22 protein-coding genes are annotated in these 19618 nt (G+C 44.3%); all 22 read right to left on the reverse strand.

What is annotated here, in order from left to right; all coding sequences use genetic code 11:
• Positions 1–214: 214 nt before the first annotated feature.
• Positions 215–1147, reverse strand: coding sequence for an Abi family protein (locus ACRRQV_RS17330; RefSeq protein ID WP_432533287.1), 933 nt, complete (start codon positions 1145–1147; stop codon positions 215–217).
• 306 nt (positions 1148–1453) lie between these two features.
• Positions 1454–1819, reverse strand: a complete 366-nt coding sequence (locus ACRRQV_RS17335; RefSeq protein ID WP_432533290.1) for a YolD-like family protein — start codon at positions 1817–1819, stop codon at positions 1454–1456.
• A 139-nt stretch (positions 1820–1958) separates the two neighbouring features.
• Positions 1959–2885 carry an N-acetylmuramoyl-L-alanine amidase gene (locus ACRRQV_RS17340; protein WP_432533293.1) on the reverse strand — a complete coding sequence of 309 codons (927 nt, stop codon included), beginning with the start codon at positions 2883–2885 and terminating at the stop codon, positions 1959–1961.
• Between the two features lies 1 nt (position 2886).
• Complete coding sequence (locus ACRRQV_RS17345; protein ID WP_432533296.1) at positions 2887–3135, reverse strand: phage holin; 249 nt, start codon at positions 3133–3135, stop codon at positions 2887–2889.
• Positions 3136–3150: 15 nt separating this feature from the next.
• Positions 3151–3510 (reverse strand): hypothetical protein, encoded by a 360-nt coding sequence (locus tag ACRRQV_RS17350; protein ID WP_432533299.1) that lies wholly within the window; start codon positions 3508–3510, stop codon positions 3151–3153.
• The gene (locus ACRRQV_RS17355; protein WP_432533302.1) at positions 3494–3847 is read right to left on the reverse strand and encodes a hypothetical protein; all 354 of its coding nucleotides are present in this window, start codon (positions 3845–3847) and stop codon (positions 3494–3496) included. The genes ACRRQV_RS17350 and ACRRQV_RS17355 overlap by 17 nt, the downstream gene beginning before the upstream one ends.
• Positions 3848–3980: 133 nt before the next feature.
• On the reverse strand, positions 3981–4187 hold the full coding sequence (locus ACRRQV_RS17360) for a hypothetical protein (protein ID WP_432533305.1): 207 nt from the start codon (positions 4185–4187) through the stop codon (positions 3981–3983).
• 12 nt (positions 4188–4199) lie between these two features.
• Complete coding sequence (locus tag ACRRQV_RS17365; RefSeq protein WP_432533308.1) at positions 4200–6467, reverse strand: prophage endopeptidase tail family protein; 2268 nt, start codon at positions 6465–6467, stop codon at positions 4200–4202.
• Between the two features lie 103 nt (positions 6468–6570).
• Positions 6571–6927, reverse strand: coding sequence for a hypothetical protein (locus ACRRQV_RS17370; protein ID WP_432533311.1), 357 nt, complete (start codon positions 6925–6927; stop codon positions 6571–6573).
• A gap of 73 nt (positions 6928–7000) precedes the next feature.
• Positions 7001–8956: an SGNH/GDSL hydrolase family protein gene (locus ACRRQV_RS17375; protein WP_432533314.1), complete on the reverse strand. Its 1956-nt coding sequence runs from the start codon at positions 8954–8956 to the stop codon at positions 7001–7003.
• 17 nt (positions 8957–8973) lie between these two features.
• Positions 8974–9786 (reverse strand): phage tail family protein, encoded by an 813-nt coding sequence (locus ACRRQV_RS17380; RefSeq protein ID WP_432533317.1) that lies wholly within the window; start codon positions 9784–9786, stop codon positions 8974–8976.
• Complete coding sequence (locus tag ACRRQV_RS17385) at positions 9783–14636, reverse strand: peptidoglycan DD-metalloendopeptidase family protein (protein WP_432533320.1); 4854 nt, start codon at positions 14634–14636, stop codon at positions 9783–9785. The genes ACRRQV_RS17380 and ACRRQV_RS17385 overlap by 4 nt, the downstream gene beginning before the upstream one ends.
• 42 nt (positions 14637–14678) lie before the next feature.
• Entirely contained in the window at positions 14679–14921 is a 243-nt protein-coding gene (locus ACRRQV_RS17390) for a hypothetical protein (RefSeq protein WP_432533323.1), read from the reverse strand.
• Positions 14922–14998: 77 nt separating this feature from the next.
• On the reverse strand, positions 14999–15481 hold the full coding sequence (locus tag ACRRQV_RS17395; protein ID WP_432533326.1) for a hypothetical protein: 483 nt from the start codon (positions 15479–15481) through the stop codon (positions 14999–15001).
• Positions 15482–15506: 25 nt separating this feature from the next.
• Complete coding sequence (locus ACRRQV_RS17400; protein ID WP_432533329.1) at positions 15507–16319, reverse strand: hypothetical protein; 813 nt, start codon at positions 16317–16319, stop codon at positions 15507–15509.
• Positions 16320–16321: 2 nt separating this feature from the next.
• The gene (locus ACRRQV_RS17405; RefSeq protein WP_432533332.1) at positions 16322–16564 is read right to left on the reverse strand and encodes a hypothetical protein; all 243 of its coding nucleotides are present in this window, start codon (positions 16562–16564) and stop codon (positions 16322–16324) included.
• Between the two features lie 12 nt (positions 16565–16576).
• Positions 16577–16930, reverse strand: coding sequence for a hypothetical protein (locus ACRRQV_RS17410; protein WP_432533335.1), 354 nt, complete (start codon positions 16928–16930; stop codon positions 16577–16579).
• Positions 16931–16941: 11 nt separating this feature from the next.
• Positions 16942–17376 (reverse strand): hypothetical protein, encoded by a 435-nt coding sequence (locus tag ACRRQV_RS17415; RefSeq protein ID WP_432533338.1) that lies wholly within the window; start codon positions 17374–17376, stop codon positions 16942–16944.
• A complete protein-coding gene (locus ACRRQV_RS17420) occupies positions 17369–17740 on the reverse strand; it encodes a hypothetical protein (RefSeq protein ID WP_432533341.1) in 372 nt (123 codons plus the stop codon). Before ACRRQV_RS17420 ends, ACRRQV_RS17415 begins: the two co-directional genes overlap by 8 nt.
• The gene (locus ACRRQV_RS17425) at positions 17737–18153 is read right to left on the reverse strand and encodes a hypothetical protein (RefSeq protein WP_432533344.1); all 417 of its coding nucleotides are present in this window, start codon (positions 18151–18153) and stop codon (positions 17737–17739) included. The genes ACRRQV_RS17420 and ACRRQV_RS17425 overlap by 4 nt, the downstream gene beginning before the upstream one ends.
• Position 18154: 1 nt before the next feature.
• Complete coding sequence (locus ACRRQV_RS17430) at positions 18155–18508, reverse strand: hypothetical protein (protein ID WP_432533347.1); 354 nt, start codon at positions 18506–18508, stop codon at positions 18155–18157.
• A gap of 13 nt (positions 18509–18521) precedes the next feature.
• Positions 18522–19613: a hypothetical protein gene (locus ACRRQV_RS17435; RefSeq protein WP_432533350.1), complete on the reverse strand. Its 1092-nt coding sequence runs from the start codon at positions 19611–19613 to the stop codon at positions 18522–18524.
• Between the last annotated feature and the right edge of the window lie 5 nt (positions 19614–19618).

Genomic DNA, 19618 nt, shown 5'->3' on the forward strand with positions numbered 1-19618 from the left:
CGTTTTGAGAACTGAGGTGCGCGACGAGCTGAACGAAGACCTGGTTTTTTACGTTCTTATATGCTGCCGAAATACCCAATAATATTGAGTGATATAGGGTGTTTCAAAGCACTAAAAGCAAAAATTAAAAATCGAGTTTCTTCTATATAATAATACTCAATAATATTGTATTCGTGGTCAAGTGGTGGTCAATAACGTTGACCGCCTCAGAATTCTAAATGGTGCATACATCTTTCCAATTCGAAGGTATCCCCATTATAGTCAATATCGAATTGACGTAAGCAGTGGGGATGCCCTGCTTGAGCTCAGTTAACTGAGTATCAATGTATTCAATAAACTTCTTATATTCTTCAGCGGTCATTAAAAACTTTAGCGCAATTAATACCGCAAAGAAATTGTTTCTTTTTTGAATGTTGAAATGTGTATGATAAGGATTTATAGGTAGCTTAGTGATTAGCTTAGCATCATAAATCCTTTCATTATGTGCGCATTTGTTTCGAACTTGAGACAGAAAATACAACAACGTGCCCAAAACATTTTCCTGCACTTTATACTCCTTGGCAATCGTTTGCCTAACTGGACTTTGTAAATTAGAATAAAACTTACTGAGTTCTCCCAGAGTCAATTCCAGTTTCAAAACCCAAGGCGGTATATTGTTATGCTGAGTTATATAGTGATTGAACGCAGCGTGATTTCTAGAACTGTCCGTGTTACAGTTTTGAGCAATCTTATTGTTCAGTTTTGATAAGAGGGCATATACATTTTTCTTTTTATTAATTTTGCCAAAGGTATCAAAATTACTTGGAATTAAGTAATCCTGATCACCATGATAACTTGCGAAAACATAAAACACATGGTTCTTAACCCTATTTTCAATTCTCAATATCTCTTTAAGTACTCTTGTTCTTATTTCGAAATCAAATTCTTCCATTCTTACAAAGTAATCAATTGAAGCACCAGTATAATCAGGAATGGTATTGTTGACGTTATGTATGAAAACGCTAGAATATCCATTGATCAAATAATAGTAACTATACTTTTTAAAGGTTTTATCTCTTCTATTAATCTGAAGATTTCTACCCGCAAGTAGCTTTACTAAGCTTTTCCGTTTCTTAAAAGGTTTATGCTGATGGTTTATCCTTGCCATAAAATCACCTCTATACAATAAAAACCGCAGCCCACTTAAGGTAACTGCGGTATTCTCCGAAGAAAGTACTACTATTAAATATTTTTATAGGACCATGCACTTTGCATACTGCGAAGTGGCTTTGGTCTTATTATAATATACCCTATAGTTTACTGCGTCAACCCAGATTCTCTCATTTTGTTCTATTTTGTTCTATTTTGTTCTATATTGTTCTAAAATGCGTCAAATTCCGCTGTTTTCCTTTGAATCTCTTTAATTCACTTTAAGTCACAAGAGTTCTCACTAATAAAGGTAGAGGTTTTACTTTTAATCCACCATATTTACCGAGACAACTTCGTCTAAATTTAGTCGATGGCTCTTGAATGGATCTTCCATAAAGAACTCTCGTCTTTGTATATCAATATTCGCAATCGTCCCATGGTGCCGCGTTACTTCCCCGTCTTTCCAAGTATGGATGACCACATCACATTGGCGCTTCAACGCTAAGTCCATTTCTTCGGAGATCAGCTGCATGTCGTATTCGTCGAGATTCGGCTTGGGCATCTTACTTTTTTCTTTGCGCAGATCACGGAGCATCTGAACGTGTTCAGATAAGAACAAGCCTTGCCATTTGATATTGCCCCGGTCTTTGATATCGCCGACCTGTTTCATTTGTTTGTTTATTTTTCCCATGAATACCACTCCTTATATAAGAACATTTGTTCTCGTTTTATCTGAAGGAATAGAGGAAAGCAATGGAAGTTGGCAAATAAAAAAGCCCCCTAGTTTCCGCTAGAAGGCTTGTATAGCAATACACTAAATAAATTATACGTTACTTCAGATATTTTTTAACGTTTTCAGCAGTTTCAAATCGAGTTGCACCCGAAAGGTTCGTCACCTTATCGGCCTTCAACCCTTTTTTATCCCCACCAACTACGATTAACTCTTTGGCCACTTCGCCCTTAATGGCGTTGCGAGGGAAAATCGGAATCCCTTTTCGAATCGATAGAATTTCAGCTGCTGCGTAATCGTTTAACGAACCGATGACAATGGCTTGTTTTAACATGTCGTCTTCCTCCTTTGGTTTGGTGACTGGTTTCTCAACAGGCTTTGGTTTAACCGGTGCTGCGGGTTTTGATGATTGCGGTTTTTCTTCTATATACTTCACACCGAAATACCGGCAAACTGCTCGGGCCAGTTCTTGGGCCACTTCTCTTTGGAATGACGGGTTGATCATCAGCATTGCTTCGTCTAAATCATCCATGAATCCGCACTCGACCAAAACTGCCGGCATCTTCGTCTCGCGTGTCATGTGAAGATCCTGGCCGACAACGCCCCGATTTACTTGCGCAGTTCCTTTTGCCAATTCTTCCACAGCGAGTTTAGCAAATTTGAGGGATCCGCTGTTCGGGTTCGCTTTATCCGCTGGCTGAATATGGACGGAGAATCCTTTGGCTGATGAATAAGCGAACGTGTTGCCCATCGCGTTGAAATGAATGGAAATCAGCAAATTCGCTTTTGCAGCATTCGCTTTATTGGTCCGTTCTTTCAACGGCGTATCGATATCCGTTGGCGCTGTCTGGACCGTTTTGAATCCAATGCGTTTCAACTCTTTATCGAGCAAGTTGACCACGGCTTTGTTAAACTCATTCTCCCGGATCTGGCGACCAAGGGCAGCAATATACGGAGTCCGCTTACCAGCTGTCTGTGGGCCGTGGCCATCATCAATTGCGACGGTATAATCTTCTGCTTTTGCCATCTTATTTCAACCCCTTATCCTTCAAATACTTCTCATTACGCCGAGCTTGGTAGCTGACGCGGTTATCCTTCCACCAGACCCATATAGCTGCGGCAATGGTGAGAACGGTCGTGACAGCCGTTTCTACCCAAGCGTCGTCAAACGGCAGCGGCGAATAGCCTGCATTCACTAAAAATTGGTTGATTAATGCGATGATCAAGACGGCTGTGCGAATAATCATTCCTCTGTCGAAAGGTACTGTTGGTTTCATAAGTGTTGCCTCCTTTTATAAGTTGCCTTTTGCCCAAAATCCAAGAGCCGCTACGACGATTCCGGCAGCAACCTGCAGAATCGAAACAACAAACGTATTTTTTGAGTTGCGCCGGCTGTCCGAGTTGATGAAATCGTCAATCTTGTCGTTTTGCGTATTCTGTACGGTGACAAAGCCCGCTAAGAGCTCCTTCATATCCTTAACGGCATCTTTTACATAGTTCATTGAAATGTCCAGGTTATTTGAGCTACGTAGTGCCGCATCTGCTTTCTTTTCTAACTCACGCATTTCTTCTTTCATGTCCTTCTTGTAATCATTAAATTGCGATTTCAAGTCTGCAAGCTGTTGCTCTATATAGCTATTGGACTCTGCCATTCACTCCCACTTCCTTACTGGTCCACAAGCTCATGACGGCAATTCCGGAATAAGCTATAAAACCTGTATTCATATTTAACCCACCTGTGGAGATCAACATGCCTGCAGCGATAATCACCCAAAATACTGCAGACATCAGCAAACCGATGCGCCGCAGCCGAGCATTGCCGAGCGCCATACCGATCACCTTGGTAATGGCGCAAATAAATGCGCAGCTGGCTACCACCCATTCATAGGAAGCAATTGCTTCGACTTCATTCCAACTTTGCGAACTCTCAAATAATTGAGGTGAGCTGAATAAGACGTAAGCCCAACCGAGTGAGATGTAGGACAACATAATTTCAACAACCGTTACTGGTTTCATTTTTCGTTCCTCCATTCATCCCCATCCCCCTTTTTTCTCTCATCTTTTGTGCTTAATTTATCTATTTGGAATCACCCCCTATATTTGAGCAAAACAAAAAGAGCGCCTATTCAGCGCTCTCTTTCAATACCAACTGCGGTACCATTTCTTCATCGATCAAAACCTTATATTGCACGACGTTATTTGCAACGGCCTCATCCACGATAAAACAATAATGCTGCGGTTCCGTCATTACAATATTTCGACCGCTGTATTCCTCTTTGATATTCCCTTGACTGTCAACTTTCACAAATAATTGAACTTTTTCATTCATCTTACTGCCTCCTTATTGTTCGAGCCATATGCGGACGATTCGCCCTCGAGCTGTCCCGCCCACAGTGGTATTCAATCGGATATAAATACTGCGGAAGTTACCAGTCGGTGTACCTAAATCTACAGTAAGAATAACTGGATTCGCTGTCGCTTCATCATGTGTGAGATTGTAGCGCGTTGCTTGGGCAAGCGTTTCGCCGGTTGTTATATCCACAACTGCTATACGAGCGCCCTTGCCACTGCCCACATCATGAATAACCGCATGGATTCGCAGTAAACGGCTCTTGTGGGAATAAGAATAGGATTCACAGTTCTGAGGTTCTACCTCAGTCGTTGACCAATAAACCCCTTGCTCAGATACCGTGTCCTTATTACGAAATGTCGGGTTCGGAGGTTGTATCGAAAAATCATTTTGCAGAAGCCCGTTATTCATGACGACATAACCATCTGGCCGGGTGATAGAAATGGCGCCTTTTGAAATATCCAAAAAGCCACCGGTAATCTTCACAAAACGCTCCAAGTCATTTGGATCAATGCTGTGGAATCCACTGCCATCCCAGAAGAACAAACTGTCACCGATGATGGCGATATTATTGGTGTGAATCGCTCCTGCAGTTAAAAGCGATGTCGTAACGCCATGGCCGGTAATCGCTTCAGGGAACGTATTGCCCCCATCACTCGAGACACCAATTCCGCGGCTCGTGAATCGCGTAAGTAGATTCGGATCTTCTTTATCACGGCCCGTAATCCCATTCGTGAAGTCCAGTTCGGTCTGTGCTGATTTAATCGCCTCGGTAGCCAGCTTTACAGCTTCATCCAAGACATTGTATTTGATGATGCCATCGTCATTGATGATGCCTTTCAGCGTCTTTTGTACATTGCCAAACATGGTGCCCGAAAACGTCTTGCTGTAGTTCGCTAATGTCGTTTTGGTCCGGATTGGGTTGAGGTTTACATCATATTCTTCATTTACTTCCATCAGCCGTGTCTCTACTTCCAAGTCGTCCGCCGGCTCATAAATGATAAATACTCGGTCTCCTTCATTTGGAACCGTATATGGATAACCCGCAGCCCTTAAATCCACAAAATCGATTGTAAGCGAAACTTCTGGCGTATCCTGCAACAGTTTTTTAATCTCTGCCAGCAACGTAGCATTTGACGTGAAACGTTCGTCCTCGAAGTCGCCGGCATCTCGAATCCCATAGATTTCCGCATTGGGACTTGTGTATTCAGCAATGGCCACATATTGTTCATCACCGACAAGTTCCCGATACAGCTTAATGATGTTACCGCTTTTTAGGTAAGCAATTGGCGCCGGCGCTCCTTTTCCTTTCGTATAAGGGTTCTTCGTATCTGCCCCGACAAACGTAGCAACCACGTTATGAAGCTTGTGTTCCAGTCCCCGAATGACCGGAACTATCTTGTCTTCTCGCGTCACATCTTTAAACGTAGAAATTCGTTGAGTTTGAGAACCATCAATAGAGAACTCCCAAACCCCTCCGAGAAAGTTAAGAATGACTTCAAAGTCGAATCCGGTACCGGTGAAAGAGAATTTAAAGGATGCGCCTACTTTATCAGTTGCCAGGACATTTAAGCCTGGTTCTGTGAAATAGGTTCCAGCTCGGCTTGCATAAGGAATGCCAATACCGCTAAGGACATCGGTCTCTTCTTTTTTCTTACCGTACCCTTTGATATAGGTTGATAAGTTGGACGTATCTACGTCTCTGCTGAACGTTTTAACATTAAAGCCGTAACGGAACTGAAAGTCGGTGTCATTGCCGATTTTCTTTTTGAACCGCACCTGCTTGCCGACAATCTCCATCTCAGCCTGGAACCGGTCTAGCAGTATCTGCAGTAATTCCAACCGATTTTTTCCACCAAAGTTTTCAAATTCCTTAGCGTCGAAGCTGTCTATAATTGCATAGGTGTATCCCGAATTCTCAAAGACGAACTGACAAGCCGCTGCAAACGTCATGGATCCGTTATGAATTTTGCGCTGCCGAAGATCGATCATGTCCGGGAAGAACTTATGAATGCCCTCAACTTGCTTCAAGAATTTATTGCCGATGCTCCGTCCGCCGAACTTCTTAATCACGTATTCTTCGTCTTTGAAGGTAATGATCGATTCTTCTTCGACCAAAGGATATGCATGTTCGTTCTTTTCAGTCGGAAAAACGGTCAAGGAAAGCGTCTTCTCCCCATTAACTTTCCGATTTCGACTCAGGGCTTTGAAATCAGCCAAGTATTCTTCTTCTCCAGCCATATTACGGACTAATAACAAAATCTCACCACCTTTTTATGCATAGAAAAAAGAGCGCCCGGATGGACACTCTTCGCCTTAATATCTCGAATTCAGTTAATCAACAATAGGTTCCAATATCAAGTTATCGCCCGATGATTCCTTGCGCCGATAATCGTCGAAGGAATTCAGCATATTGCAACGAATAATTTCCCGGGAACTCTCCAGTAAGTTCAATTGCGGTTGTTTTAATCATTGGAATTTGAGCTTCCTTAATCTCGAAGAACACTTCGTTTTCGTTTTCTTCAAGATAAAAGAGATTTGTTTGACCCTGGGCTTTTTCATCTGTAAACATCAGTCGCTCGTAATTCTCCACATGCCGACAATTAACCGTTGTTCCACCTGCGTATATCGACTCGTCATACATCTCGTATACGAAGTAGGCGATATGATCTCCTTCTCGTCGATGTTTTTTCTTTACCTTCAAAATAATTTTTCCCATTGACGTACCTCCTTGTTTTTCTGTTTTAGTTGTAACCATAAACAGCGAAGTTGGTCAATAGTTTTGCGTATGCTTAATATGACACGATAAACTTGAAGTCCGCAGCGAAAGTTGTCCAATCCACATCCGTCAAAGCCGTTCCGCCAGCCTTTTTCAAGTTAATGATCGCTTCGTTTTTATCCCAACCACCGACAACGATGTCGAAAGTTAATCCAGGAACATTTCCGGCAGTCGCAAATGGCTTAATAGAAATGTCATATAAAAAGCCATTTCTAATCACGCCATCAATCGTCATAACCGTATTCGCTTTGAACACCAACTTGATTTGATTATTTCCCACACGGGCTGCTGATACAATCAACCCTTCAGAAGATTGGAAAGGGATTGTGAAGGCGCCGGTAGTCGATGAATATTGAATGCGTCCGTAACCGGCTGGCTCATAGGGCACCGGATACTTTTTGTTTTGAATATAAATCGCTTCGTTCCCACTCATCAATTCTTTCGAATAGTTAGCCCCTTTGAATACAAGATCCATAGCTGTATTCGCTAATATGTCGTTTCCGAAAATCGACATGTGGACATTATCAATTCTCCATAGAGTCGGATCCAAGTTCGCAAATAAACGAACCAAGTCGATGAAATAGCAATTATTCAACTGTGCCAATTCCCTTGTCGCATCTGCAAAAGGCAGTATCTGACTTAACGGATAGTCGCTCATTTGCGTAGTGGATAACAAGACAATTTCCGTCCGTGGGTTGTTGGCTCGAATCGCAGTAATGATGGTTTGCATGTCAGTGCGGAATGTTTCAACCGGAATATTTTGAAATAGGTTATTTGCTCCTTCTACCAAAAAAACGACGTCTGGACTGTATTGCAAAATGCGTTCCTGCAAATTATCCCGCATCCATTGAGAAGTGGTTCCTCCTTGACCGGTTAGGTAAACGTTCGTGTGTTTACTGCCAATCCCATATAGGAATACAACTCGATTGCCTGCACTGTCCGGAGTGGCAGCTGTTTGAACAAAGTTGGTCAGTTTGATTTCGTGGTACTGGTTGTCGCCGGGAACAGTCAGTTCAATTACCAAGGAATCAAGTCCCTGGTATGCTTTTCCTACACCATTATTATTCACATTCTTTACGAAAACATTGTCCACATAGACATCGAAACTGCAGGCATTGTTTAAGGGATTGTGTGCCATATGAACGTAAGCTTTATTGGTTTGTTTGTTGGCATGGCGATACAAGAGAATGAATTCTTCCGTGTTACTGGTCGTTTGAAGCTCCGCCACAATGCCGTTAAAGGCGAGCGTGTATGCACTGGCGTTCGGAAAATAGTTGAACTTGGCCGCCGTCGTTTTAGTCCGCATAAGCAAGTCTTTGACGGAAATAAAATACTCGTCTGCCCTATGAATCGCGTCTCTTACCATATGAGACCAAGACAACATACCCGGTTTATAATCGTATGCATTATTATTGCCGGTAAACGGTGCAAAAGGATGCCTGTTTGTTGCAAGGCTATCACCTGAAATTAAAACCTTTCTACCATTTTGAAGAATAAAAGGAGTTAAGTCCCCACGGCTTATTGTAGTTATGCCATTTCCTATATTCACCAGCTTTTGATTAACCTTCTGCTGCTCGGCATCTAAACGAGCCTTTAAAACTCCTCCATAATCGGTCCCATCAAATCCAATGCTTGCCTGAACTGCTTGTGGACTAGAATCACCTTTTACTACAAGGTTGCTTAATTGAACTTGAACATTCTCTGAAGCATTCTTTGCGGTATTGGCTATTCCCATTGCATCCTCTGCGATACTATTAGCTGTTTCCGCAACTTTCTTTGCTCCATCCGCAGTCCCTTTAACAGAATCCGCAGTTGCTCTTGCGGCTTCCGCTACCTTTTTTGCAGCTTCCGCAGCTGGTCCTGCTTTGCCGACCTCTTCAAAATTTCCGTCAATAATAGTCCAGTTTTCTTTCAACTTAACGAGTTCCGCCCTCGATAACTCGTTCGAAGTCTCATTTAATTTTTTCATTCATTCACCACCCGCCTTTATAAATAATAAAATTTGAAATCAAAGAAAATACGCTCCACCGTCACGCCTTTGACCTCGATGTCATTGGCGCCCGGAGCGAGCGTAATCAGTTTTTTATTGGTTTGTCGTAAGATAGAAAGACCATCGATTAAAAAGCGAATGCCGTTTATCGTTAGCGTATTGGAAGCGTTCAGCTTCCCATCGTATCGGAAAGTCTCCCCGGTCGTATGGTTGATGATTTCGACGAAACTGGCTGCCGTTCCTTTCAAAGTAATGACCAAAGGCATTTGCCGCGGATCTACGGACACATGACCCGCATTATGAATGATGAATCGAGTTGTCGTTTTTTCATAGCCAAATTCATCTGGCGACAAACCCATGCCCCACTGCCATTTGTCTGCGTCCCAATTGAGCGCATCGGCAGTGGATCCATATGATTCCGCTTTTCCACTTTCGCAATAAAAAGGAATATCCATCTTATAAGTCCAGGGATTAACTCGAACCGGCGTCCACCCTTCGACCATTCGGATACGCCACCACTTGCCGGGTTGTTTGGTCTCACCAATATACATTGCCTTGGAGAAGAGCGCATACAGCTCGTCCCGCAGCAGCAATGCATCCTCATAATCAGCCGCTTTCATACGAAATGGAGCCCTTAACTGCCGAGGCTCCAAATCGCGACCGAGAGAGATTTCCCCATCACGTCCAGGAATCGTATCCCTTTCTTCTCGGTAGGAAGGAGAAGGGATGACCAATCCCGAACCGGTCAGACCGTATTTTGCCACATCTATCTTGTTTCCAGCTGCATCAAAAAGGCTGATCAAGTTCATTTTGTTCTCCCCTTAAAGTAATCTTCTCTTTCAGCTTGTCCGACGAATTTTGAATCGACATGATCAAACATAATGTCTGTTAAATGCTCACCGTCAATATTGACTGGCGCCGGCGTAACAACTACGGAAATAGTAGGCGCCTGCGCGCTAGAAGGCGTAAACATTTGACCCAAACGCTGTCCGGTTGAGGACATGTCTGGAAGTGCAGCTGCACCACCGCCCGCAAAGCTCATTTCCTGTGTGCCCTGATTCATAAAGGCATCCATGTTAAAGCCGAAATACTCGCCAACCTGCTTCCAGATGTTTAATCCTTCTGCCCGATTTGTAACAAGCGGAATGATGGCTTCCATCCCTTTTTCAGCTACCCACGCCAGCTGCTTCGCTTTCACGATGCCGCCCTTGAAGTATCCCGCTGGATTGATGTGTTTTCCGTTCTTCAGGACTTCGTAATGCAAGTGGGGTCCAGTTGATGCTCCCGTGCTGCCGACTGTCCCTACCCCTTGTCCTTTGCGAACCATATCGCCTACGCCCACAAGATTTCGTGAGTTATGCTGATAGATCCGTTCCATAATACCGCTCTTGATCTGGACGAAGTTCCCTCGCAAATTGTGATAAGCCGCTTTAATGACTCGGCCGGCTGCTTGAGCTTTAATCAATGTTCCTAAAGGAGCCGGATAATCGGCGCCGGCGTGAAATCTGCGATCTCCGGTAATCGGGTGATTCCTCCAGCCATAGCCAGAAGAATTCCCGAAAGCAGGGCCGAAGCCCGGTCCTTTTCCGCTGCCATCTCCGCCGTCATAATCTTTCAATTTCCCTTTAACGAAACTCACTGCTCCGCTTTTGACTTTATTCCAAGCTCCTTTGGCCATATTAGCCGCGAAATCAGCGCCACTCGGTTTCATAATTCCTAAAGTCTCAAGTGCAACATCTAACAATTTACTAGGATTTTTAAGATAATCAAATACATCAAAAGCGGTATCAATTACTTTCTTACCACCATCTTTGATTTTATCCCAAGCATGAGTGGCTCCCTCTTTAACCTTCCCACCAATTTTTTTGGTTTTGTTCCAAAGGTCTGTCCCTTTGCTATAGGCAGGAATCGATTCTAAAAATTGTCTTGTCTTTTTAGCAGAGAGGACTTGCGTCCCTTTCTCTCCGTTCACAAGCGTAGGTTTATCAGGGGACAACATCATATCTCCATTACGTTTGCGAATGAGTTCTGGACCGGCGTTGGTTCCTTTTCCATCCCCGACAATCATCGGGCCACCTGGGTGGGAGCCTGTGCCTTGTGCATATTGCGGAACATCCCATTCTGCAATTTCGATATTTACACCGAGTTTATTTAGAACCCAGTTAATCCCTTTGATGACTCCGTTCATACCTTTGCCTAATGTCTTGGACATGGTATTAATGACTGCCGTGATGCCGCCTTTCACTTTCCCAGCCATCGATTTAATTCCCTCACCAATTTTTCCTGGCAAGGCTTTCGCAGATGCGATAATATCATTGAATCTATTTTTTACGGATGTAAATACATCTCTAAATGCGGTTCCGGTGAATCGTTTAATCCCGCTCCAAACTCCGTAAATTCTACTTGAAATTCCATCTACCGCTCCTCCAATGAAACTACGGATGGTTCCGAAGATATCTTTGAAAAACGTAGAGATTGCTCGGAAATTATCTTGGGTTGAAACCTTGATATTTCTCCAACCTGCCGAGAAGGTAATGTAAATTCGATCAATTATTTTCAGCAAGAAATTGAAGATTGTTGTAAAAATTGATTTGTAAAAATTATAGATTCCAGTAAAGATTTCTTTAGTTGTCCGGAATATGCCACCAAAGACTGTTTTAGTCAATGTCCAGATGCCATTCCAAATTTTGCTCACGAGATTGTAATAGCCTACAACGATATTCCCCAAGAATGTCTTGATGGCATTGAATGCTTTCACAATAAACTCGCCGACTTTGAATAAAGCAAACGAAGTGGCATTGGCAACAGAATTCCAACCAGTCGTAAAAATCGTTTTTACAGCTGTAAATAATCCCATACTAATGGACTTAATGGAATCCCACGTGTTTTTGAAATAGGTAACTACATTCCCGACAATCGTTTTTGTTGCAACCAGCATATCGTCCCATGCTCGCTTAACATAAGAAAAAGCTACGGTTCCGCCGCCTTTAAACAGCATCTTGATGGCTTCCCACATGGCTCCTAATCCGCTTTTGAACGCCGTGATGAAGATTCGCACGCCTCCAAGAATCTTTCCGTAAAATGTTAGCGAAACAAAGTTGATAATAAATTCAATCGCACCAAAGAAGAGCTGTTTAACCCCTTCCCACATTTTCTTGAAGTCGCCTGTAAATAAACCTGAGAAGATTTTAACGACGCCCATTATGACATTTAGTGCCCCATTGATTACCCCTTGAATGTTTTTCCATACGGATTTAACCAACCAAAGGACTGCAGGCATAATAAATTGGATGACCTTAAGAATAAAACCGAAAATGTTTTGAACAGCTGCCAGAATTTGAGCGCCATCCGATTTGAAGAACCCGACAATTTGCCCTAGGATCTTTCCAAGGAACTGAATCACTTCTGAAAGCACTGTTTTTATACCTGAGAACGTAGCGGTAACAATCGCAATAATTGTTGGTCCGTTATCGGTCCACCAACTATGCAGCATTCCAAACATTGCAATTAAGGAACCGATAATCCCTTTTGCTCCGTCCACCATATTCGCAAGACCCGCTTTAAATGCCGGCAAGTATTTGGTCATGATGTTTGAAATGATTTCAGCTACAGTATCGCCGATTAAACGCCAAATATCTTTCAGTGAATTTCCTTTACCCAGGAATTGCTCGACCATCTCGTTGAAGGCATCCCGCAATGCTGAGAATTGGGGTTTAATCTGACTGATCGCGCCCATAATTTCACCGCGGATGATGATAAAGGCCGTGGTCAAGACATCGCGCAGCCGCTCCGAATTCGTCCACAAATTATAAAAGACAAGGCCTAAAGCAACCAATGCGCCTGAAATGACGGTTGCCGCTCCCGCTACTCTGAAGAATGCCACAACACCCGGCTTAATCATTAAGAACAAGGCTGAGAAGTTTGCGCGCATCCCTTTTATCAGTCCGATACCAACTCCTAATGGGGCTAGAATTAACGTGAGACCGGTAAACAAGTAAAGGAACATCCCGCCCGCCGCTGTGATTTGAGGCGTCAACTCATTTAATTTATTAATGAAATTCCCGATTGCTGTTGCGCCATCAACCACCACTGCAGCCACGATGCCCCACGTTTTCACAAATGGCGTCATTGCTTTCGCCCACGTTTGCTGGAAGTCCTCCCATGCAATCGCTAAAGGTGTAATCGAATCTTGCATAGCTTTAATGGTCGCGTCAGTTTGTTCCTTCATCCATTCCAGTTCTGTCATGGCGGCTCGTGTAGCGATTTTGCTCTTTTCTTCCCACAGAGCCACCCATTCGGAAAGGCCTTCATCGGTATGGTCATTCAACGCCTGTATCTCCATAGCGGCTTCCGGACCTAAACCGCGCAAATATTGCATCAGGTCTTTATTCTTCGTCCGGGATTCCAGCTCATTTAGATCGGCTTCCCAATCTTTCAAGACGTCTATTTGTTCACGCAGATTTTTGCGGAGTGGTCTTGGCGACAAAGCTTTTAACTGAATGTCTTCAAAAGCACTCCAAGTATTCATGATTTCGTCAGCACGGTCTTGTACTTCTTTTTGGTATTCAGCCAAAGCCTTTCCGGCATCCGCCGCCACTTCAGAGGGGGACGGACCCGTAGCGGCCTTCGCCATGATTCCTGTAAAAATGCCAAAGACAACCCCTGCCGTAATAGCGAGCTGCTGAACGCCCATGACGCCTTGATTGATCATATTCGTTAAATCCATAATCTTTTTCATCGGAGCATCGCGACCGAGGATTTCGATCGCCAGATTGGCCGCGGTCCCCTTTTTCGCGACATTCTCCAAACGATTGCTAACGTTTAAGAAGAATCGATCAATCGCTTGAATGCGACTGGTCTCGGGCAAAAAGTCCATCATCTTCTTCGATAAAGTCGAACGAGAATTCATGATGTCGATATTTCTTAAGAACCGCCCGCGGAACCGCTCCATGTCGATGGCCATTTGATTAGCTGTGTCGCTCGTGTAAATGCCCATTTCCCGCAGCATTCTTTGATAGCCTTGGCCACCCCGAGCAGCCGCCTGCATGGCACGATCAACGTCCGCTAACGCAAGTTCTACATTCCGCATACCGGAAACATAGCTTCCCATATCTCCAGCATCGCGCAAGGTTTCCAGTTTTCGCCGGGTGTCATCTAAGCCGTCGCGAAAAGATGCTAAGCGACGCTGAGATTCGTCGGTATCAATCGCAATGGTGCCATCTTCATTTAACCCCATGACGGCCAGTTGAGCTTTCCGGGTTTCTTCGGTCAAATCTTGAATCACTTTTGCCGCTTTTTTTCCTGAGTCCGTTACACTGGTTAATTTTTCTGCGCCGATGCTGCTTTTTACTGCAGCTCTAGCTAACTTGTCGAGGCTTTCTCCACCTTGCCGGCCCAAGTCCCTTAATTCAGTTCGGACTTCCGTAATTTGTTCCCGGAACGGCTGTAAATGACTCGGTAGATTGGCAATCGGGCGCCCGATACTACGATTCAACCGATTGGCTTCACGCTCCATTCGATCAAATGGATTCAGGTTGTTCATGACACGATTCACGCGGCGTCCCGAATTTTCTAAGTTCCGGAAAAATGTACCCAGTGAACGGTTCGCTTGTCTGGAATCCGCTGTGATTTCAATATTGCTTCCACCAGTTGTTGCCATAAGTTTCCTCCTTTCTTTGGCAAAATAAAAAAGCCGGATAAATTACTCCGGCTTCCACCAGCTTCCACCAACAAATTCTTCCTGTGCTGATTCGGCTTTTTCTTTAGTTATTTCTTCAAATGATGGAGCAATTTCTTTCGCGCCCTCACCTTTATTGAATAGCGTATCAGCAAGCAGCATCAGTCCTCTGAAGTTCTCAAAAGTCCGTGTCCGGCTGTCGTTGTACTTCTCTTCGACCGCTTGCTCATATTTCCGCTTAATCCATTCCGGTGTATGGCTGAGCACATACTCTTCCGTATACCGGTAATAAGAGGAAACGAATTCAATCTGCTTAATGATACGATTGATGAAGCCATCGAGAGTTAGGCGCTCATTTCCGCCTTCAGTTCCTCGTCCGCTACTTCGAACATTTCCTGCATTTTCGCCTTGAAGTCCGGAAGTTCCACGTTGAACATCTTCTTGGCCAACGCCCGGACTTGAGTAAAAGTTTTATCGAGGTTGGTATTGTCAGCGAGCACGATCAAGACATCCAACACTTCGTTCAAATCAAGCTTCAGCGCTTCTTTGTCGTCGACTTCTAAAATAATGGCGACAACTCGAATCAATTGTTCTTCCGATAGATCTTCAATGACTGTCGCTAATTGTTCAAATCTTGTAAGTTCTTCATTCAACAACACTTCGCGTGCGCCATTATAAATTTTCAATCCATCTACACCGATAAATTTCACGATGCGGAGAATTTTGCTCATATCCAAACGAGGAACGTCGATTGACGTTACCCCATCGGAAAGTGTGATTGAACCTAGTGTTTCGTTAATATCCAATGATTTTAATTTGTTAGCCATTTGCAAAAAGCCCCCCTAATATTTTTTAGATAGATTCTTCGATTTCGTAAAATACGTTTTCGCTTTGCGGTACGCCATCTTCCGGGAAGGCAGCAAGGGCAAGCGGCAATAGACGTTTTTCTTTGCTGAAGCTTTGCTCTTTATCATCGCCTGTTACTTTTGCTTTTCGGATAACGGCCATGTAAAGCGTGCCATCTTTCTTCTGGCTGATTAATGCGTATCGGTTAAACGGAACATTTCCGTCGGTACCGTAACCGATTCGTTTTGTCGGAAGTGCTGTGACCGGTGCTACGCTATCAGTTGTAGCATAGGTTTTTTCTACGCCTTTTTCCAAGACGATAGTTGCACCATTTACAGAAGCGATTTTCTTTAACTCGCCACCGGATAATTCCAACCACCCGCCTGCTTTAAACGCGACATCTGCTGCTGTGAGCGTTACGATTTTCGCGCCAGCCGCTAATGCACCAGCAAGCAATTGCGTATCACCAGTAGCCGCTGCTGTTTCGATAATAGTCCCACCGACTAAAGCTAACTGACGGTTAATGACCGTGTTTTCTGCAAGGTTCGTAGACAGCGAATGAGTGAAGCCGGTGACGTCTGTATCCGCCGCTCCCATCACTTGATCCACTTCAAAATCTTCTGTATCAAAACCACGAGAAATAGCAATACCATCGTTCGTAGCTCCTAGATCACGCCAGCCGGCTTTTAAATTATGTGGAGCGGTTGTGTCCATGACATCGGCAATCGTTTCAGGAGCATCGATGCTCATATCTGCTACGACCAAACGACCAGGGCCACCAACAAAGTTCTTTGAATTAACGTTATAAATATCTGCCATAATTAATTAACCTCCTCAAATTTCCATGCTTCCATCTGCAATAATTGATTTGCTGTTTCTTCGGGAATGTCACGGCCAACGACCAGCGTTTGCCCTTCGTGAATATCAAAAGGCTTTTTCTTTTTGCTTAGTTTTGGCAAGCGAAGAGCAGCTGCCCCGCTATTTTTATCTTTTGGCCCTTTGCAAACGATTTTGCGTTGCTCAGGTACTTTCTTTTCAGTTTTGATTTCATTTTTTTCAGCCATGCTGATTCCTCCTTATGCTTCTATGTGTTCGAATCTCATGTACACCCATGCTTCATATGAATCGGTATCGTCATCAAAAGAGGGAATCGGATTCCCTTCCCGCTCACACCAAGATCCGCGCAAGGCGGTTATGTCTGAAGCATTTCGCTCAAGCAGGTTCATGCATTCGATTAAACTGGCCATCGCGCCTACCTCGTCCTTAGAGCGGTAAATCATTTGAATACGCGAAAAAGCTCGTCCGCCTGCAGAGCGAACGAGTAATCCTTCGGTGATATTTGATTGAAATGTATTGGCATCGATATGATGGTCCGTATTCGTTTCGAAAAAGGCATAAACAGGTGGAATCGGATCTACATAATCAATCATCGAATCCCCCCTTACAAACCTAATGTCCGTTTAATTTGTGCATCGGCTACTAACTTCATTCGTGGTTCCGCTCGATCTAAGCCACGAGCCATGAGGTTGTAGCGCTTTTCCAGAAATTCCGCATAGCTGACAGCCGAACCAATTTGCAAAGTCGTCCGGTCCTCTTCTTCAATCAATTCATGAATTACATCAGATTCTGTCGCTTGTTTGCTGCCCTTTTCGCTGTTCGGATCTGCAGCGAAGTTGGTAACATACCCGATTGAATTGATATAGAGAGAGGTGTCAATGTGATCATCTTCGCGCGTAACCTCTTTTGTTTCATCGGCCCAAACCATACCAGCCGCTTCCACGGCTCGTTTTCGGGCTTCTTTCAGCTGCGCATCAGAAAACCGCTCCTTCAAAGACGGATCAAGATTAACTTTGAAGTTCATTCCGCTTTTAGGCATTGGCACCACTCTCCTTTTTCAAAGTGATTTCGTGATGATGCAAGCTTCGGCGGCCATAAGCCGGCTTACTGCTCTCAATCCCGAAACTTCCTTCGAGGACAGGATTTCCTTTTTTATCTCGGATATCCGAAAAACGCGAAGTCTCCAAAAAGGTTTGCTCCGGCCCTAGGACCAATAAATTTTTGGTGATGAAATCCGTCCCGTAAGGATCCGATGTGACAGCTTGTTTAATCTGGTCTACTCGGCACGGGACGTCATTCGTTATCACGTCTTTATAAATCGGCTTTCCGTAGGCGTTTTCCCCAACCTTTTGCCCTGGCGTAACGATTGTGCATAGGTGAATCAGTAAGCGTCTCAGGCTCATCGAATCCCTCCGCTCGGCCGAGTAGCAAAAAAGACTAGCGGTTTGGCTGCAGGTGGAATACGCAACGACAAAAGGATGTGGTCCAGTTCGGCCACACCCGTCGTTTCTCCTGACGCTGCATTCTTTTTCGTATACGAGTACGAGCCGATTTTTTCAGACTGCACGGTATCAAAGGCTTCTTCCTTCATATCCGGTTGATCTTGGAACCATAGAAACTCGACCAGTAAGATGGTAGCTGTTTTCAAATCAGCCAGTTTCTCACTGCGTGTTTCTTCTGCAAAGCTTCGGCCAGTGAATCGACGGATCCACGCTTCAGCTCGCTCAATCAGTTTCTGGACCTTCGAATCTTCCATTTCGTTGATTTCATCGAACGCCGCTTCGTCTTTTACTTCAACGACCGTTGCAAATGCCATATCACTTCACCTCAACAATAAATCCGGAGCGGATATAGCCTGCCAGGAATGGCGATGGATTCTCTGGCAGCTCCTTCTCTTGGTCTCCAGCTAAAGTAAATTCGACTTCTTGGTAGGATGTTTCCGGATCCGCGAGCTTATATTTCTTCTTAGCCGGCTCTTCAGTCGACTGTTTAGCCTCGGCCGGTTCTGCCTCAGGAGGCGGTTCTACAGGTAGAGCGGGCTGTGCCGCTCTCAATTCTGCCTGCAGCTGGTCCAACTCTTCCTGCGTATGCTCTTCTTTTAATTTTTCCACGTCATAGCCTTTGTCCGGAAACTCAGCGATGATTTCGTTAGCTGTATCGATTTTAGCCATTAAGACTGCCTCCTTATCGTGCTGCATCCAATGTCAGGACAAGACGAGCATCCGGATTGAATGGCACGTAATCTGATGTTTTTGTAGCGTATGATCCTTCAACCTGCGTTTTCACATTGCGTTCGTTCTCTACAGAGAATGGCTTGAATGAATACTCAGCAAGCGCAGAAGTTGTATCAACCAACATGATGCGGTTATCTGGAATCTGATCCGAGATGAACGGCACTGTGTTCAAGACATTCGGCATATCGCCTTGTTTCAATTCATTCATGAAAATCAGTGTGCCATTCGCTTCTTTCTGAGTCGCCCAGGCTTCTGCAGTTTTCAAGTTCATGACGGTGCGGTTGAATGAAAGCCCGTATTTCTGGTTATGGGCTTGCTGTGCATACCAAATATCCGAAAGCTTCCAGTCATTTGCTGTTTTCACGCCCATTGTTTTCGGAGCGTCAAAGCCATCTTTAAAGTAGCCGTTCAACAAACGGTGGATTGCTACCTTCTCGTCTGTACGACCAATCTGGCGACCACGTTCCAACAAATGCAAAGCAAGCAAATCAAAACGCATCGAGCGTGCTTCATCCGTGATTTCAATACCCGCTCCACGTTTGTGAACGAAGATGGTTTTATCTTGGTTCAGCTTGATCGTTGCAACCGGGATAGGAGCGCCTTGCCCAACGTTCTTCATGTCGAGTTCATCGTTCTCTCCAGTTTCACGGTAGTAATACTGGTAGCTCATTTGATCCATCGTGATTGTTTTAGCGACTAATTCGTTTGCACGCCCAGCGGCTTCATATCCTTGACGGAATCCATCTTCTAAGACGGCGTTAAAGAGCGGCTTCGTGTTGTCGTTCGCATATAATTCACGAACTTGGTGGGCATCAATATTTTCAATTCCTAATGCACGAACGGCGTCTTTTACTGTTAGCCCTTCGCTTGCTAGATAAGAGCGAAATGCTGCCGAATCGTTCTTGGCCATCATATCGTCTGCTAATGGAGCAATAACTCGGTCTTTTTTGACCGATGCTTTCATAGCGGAGCGAAGATCACCGCCATTTTTAAATTCGACGATTTCGCCGCGACTGTTTTTAAATTTACCTGTAAAATTCATTCGTC

The organism is Planococcus sp. YIM B11945 (genome assembly GCF_050864155.1).
GTDB lineage: Bacteria > Bacillota > Bacilli > Bacillales_A > Planococcaceae > Planococcus.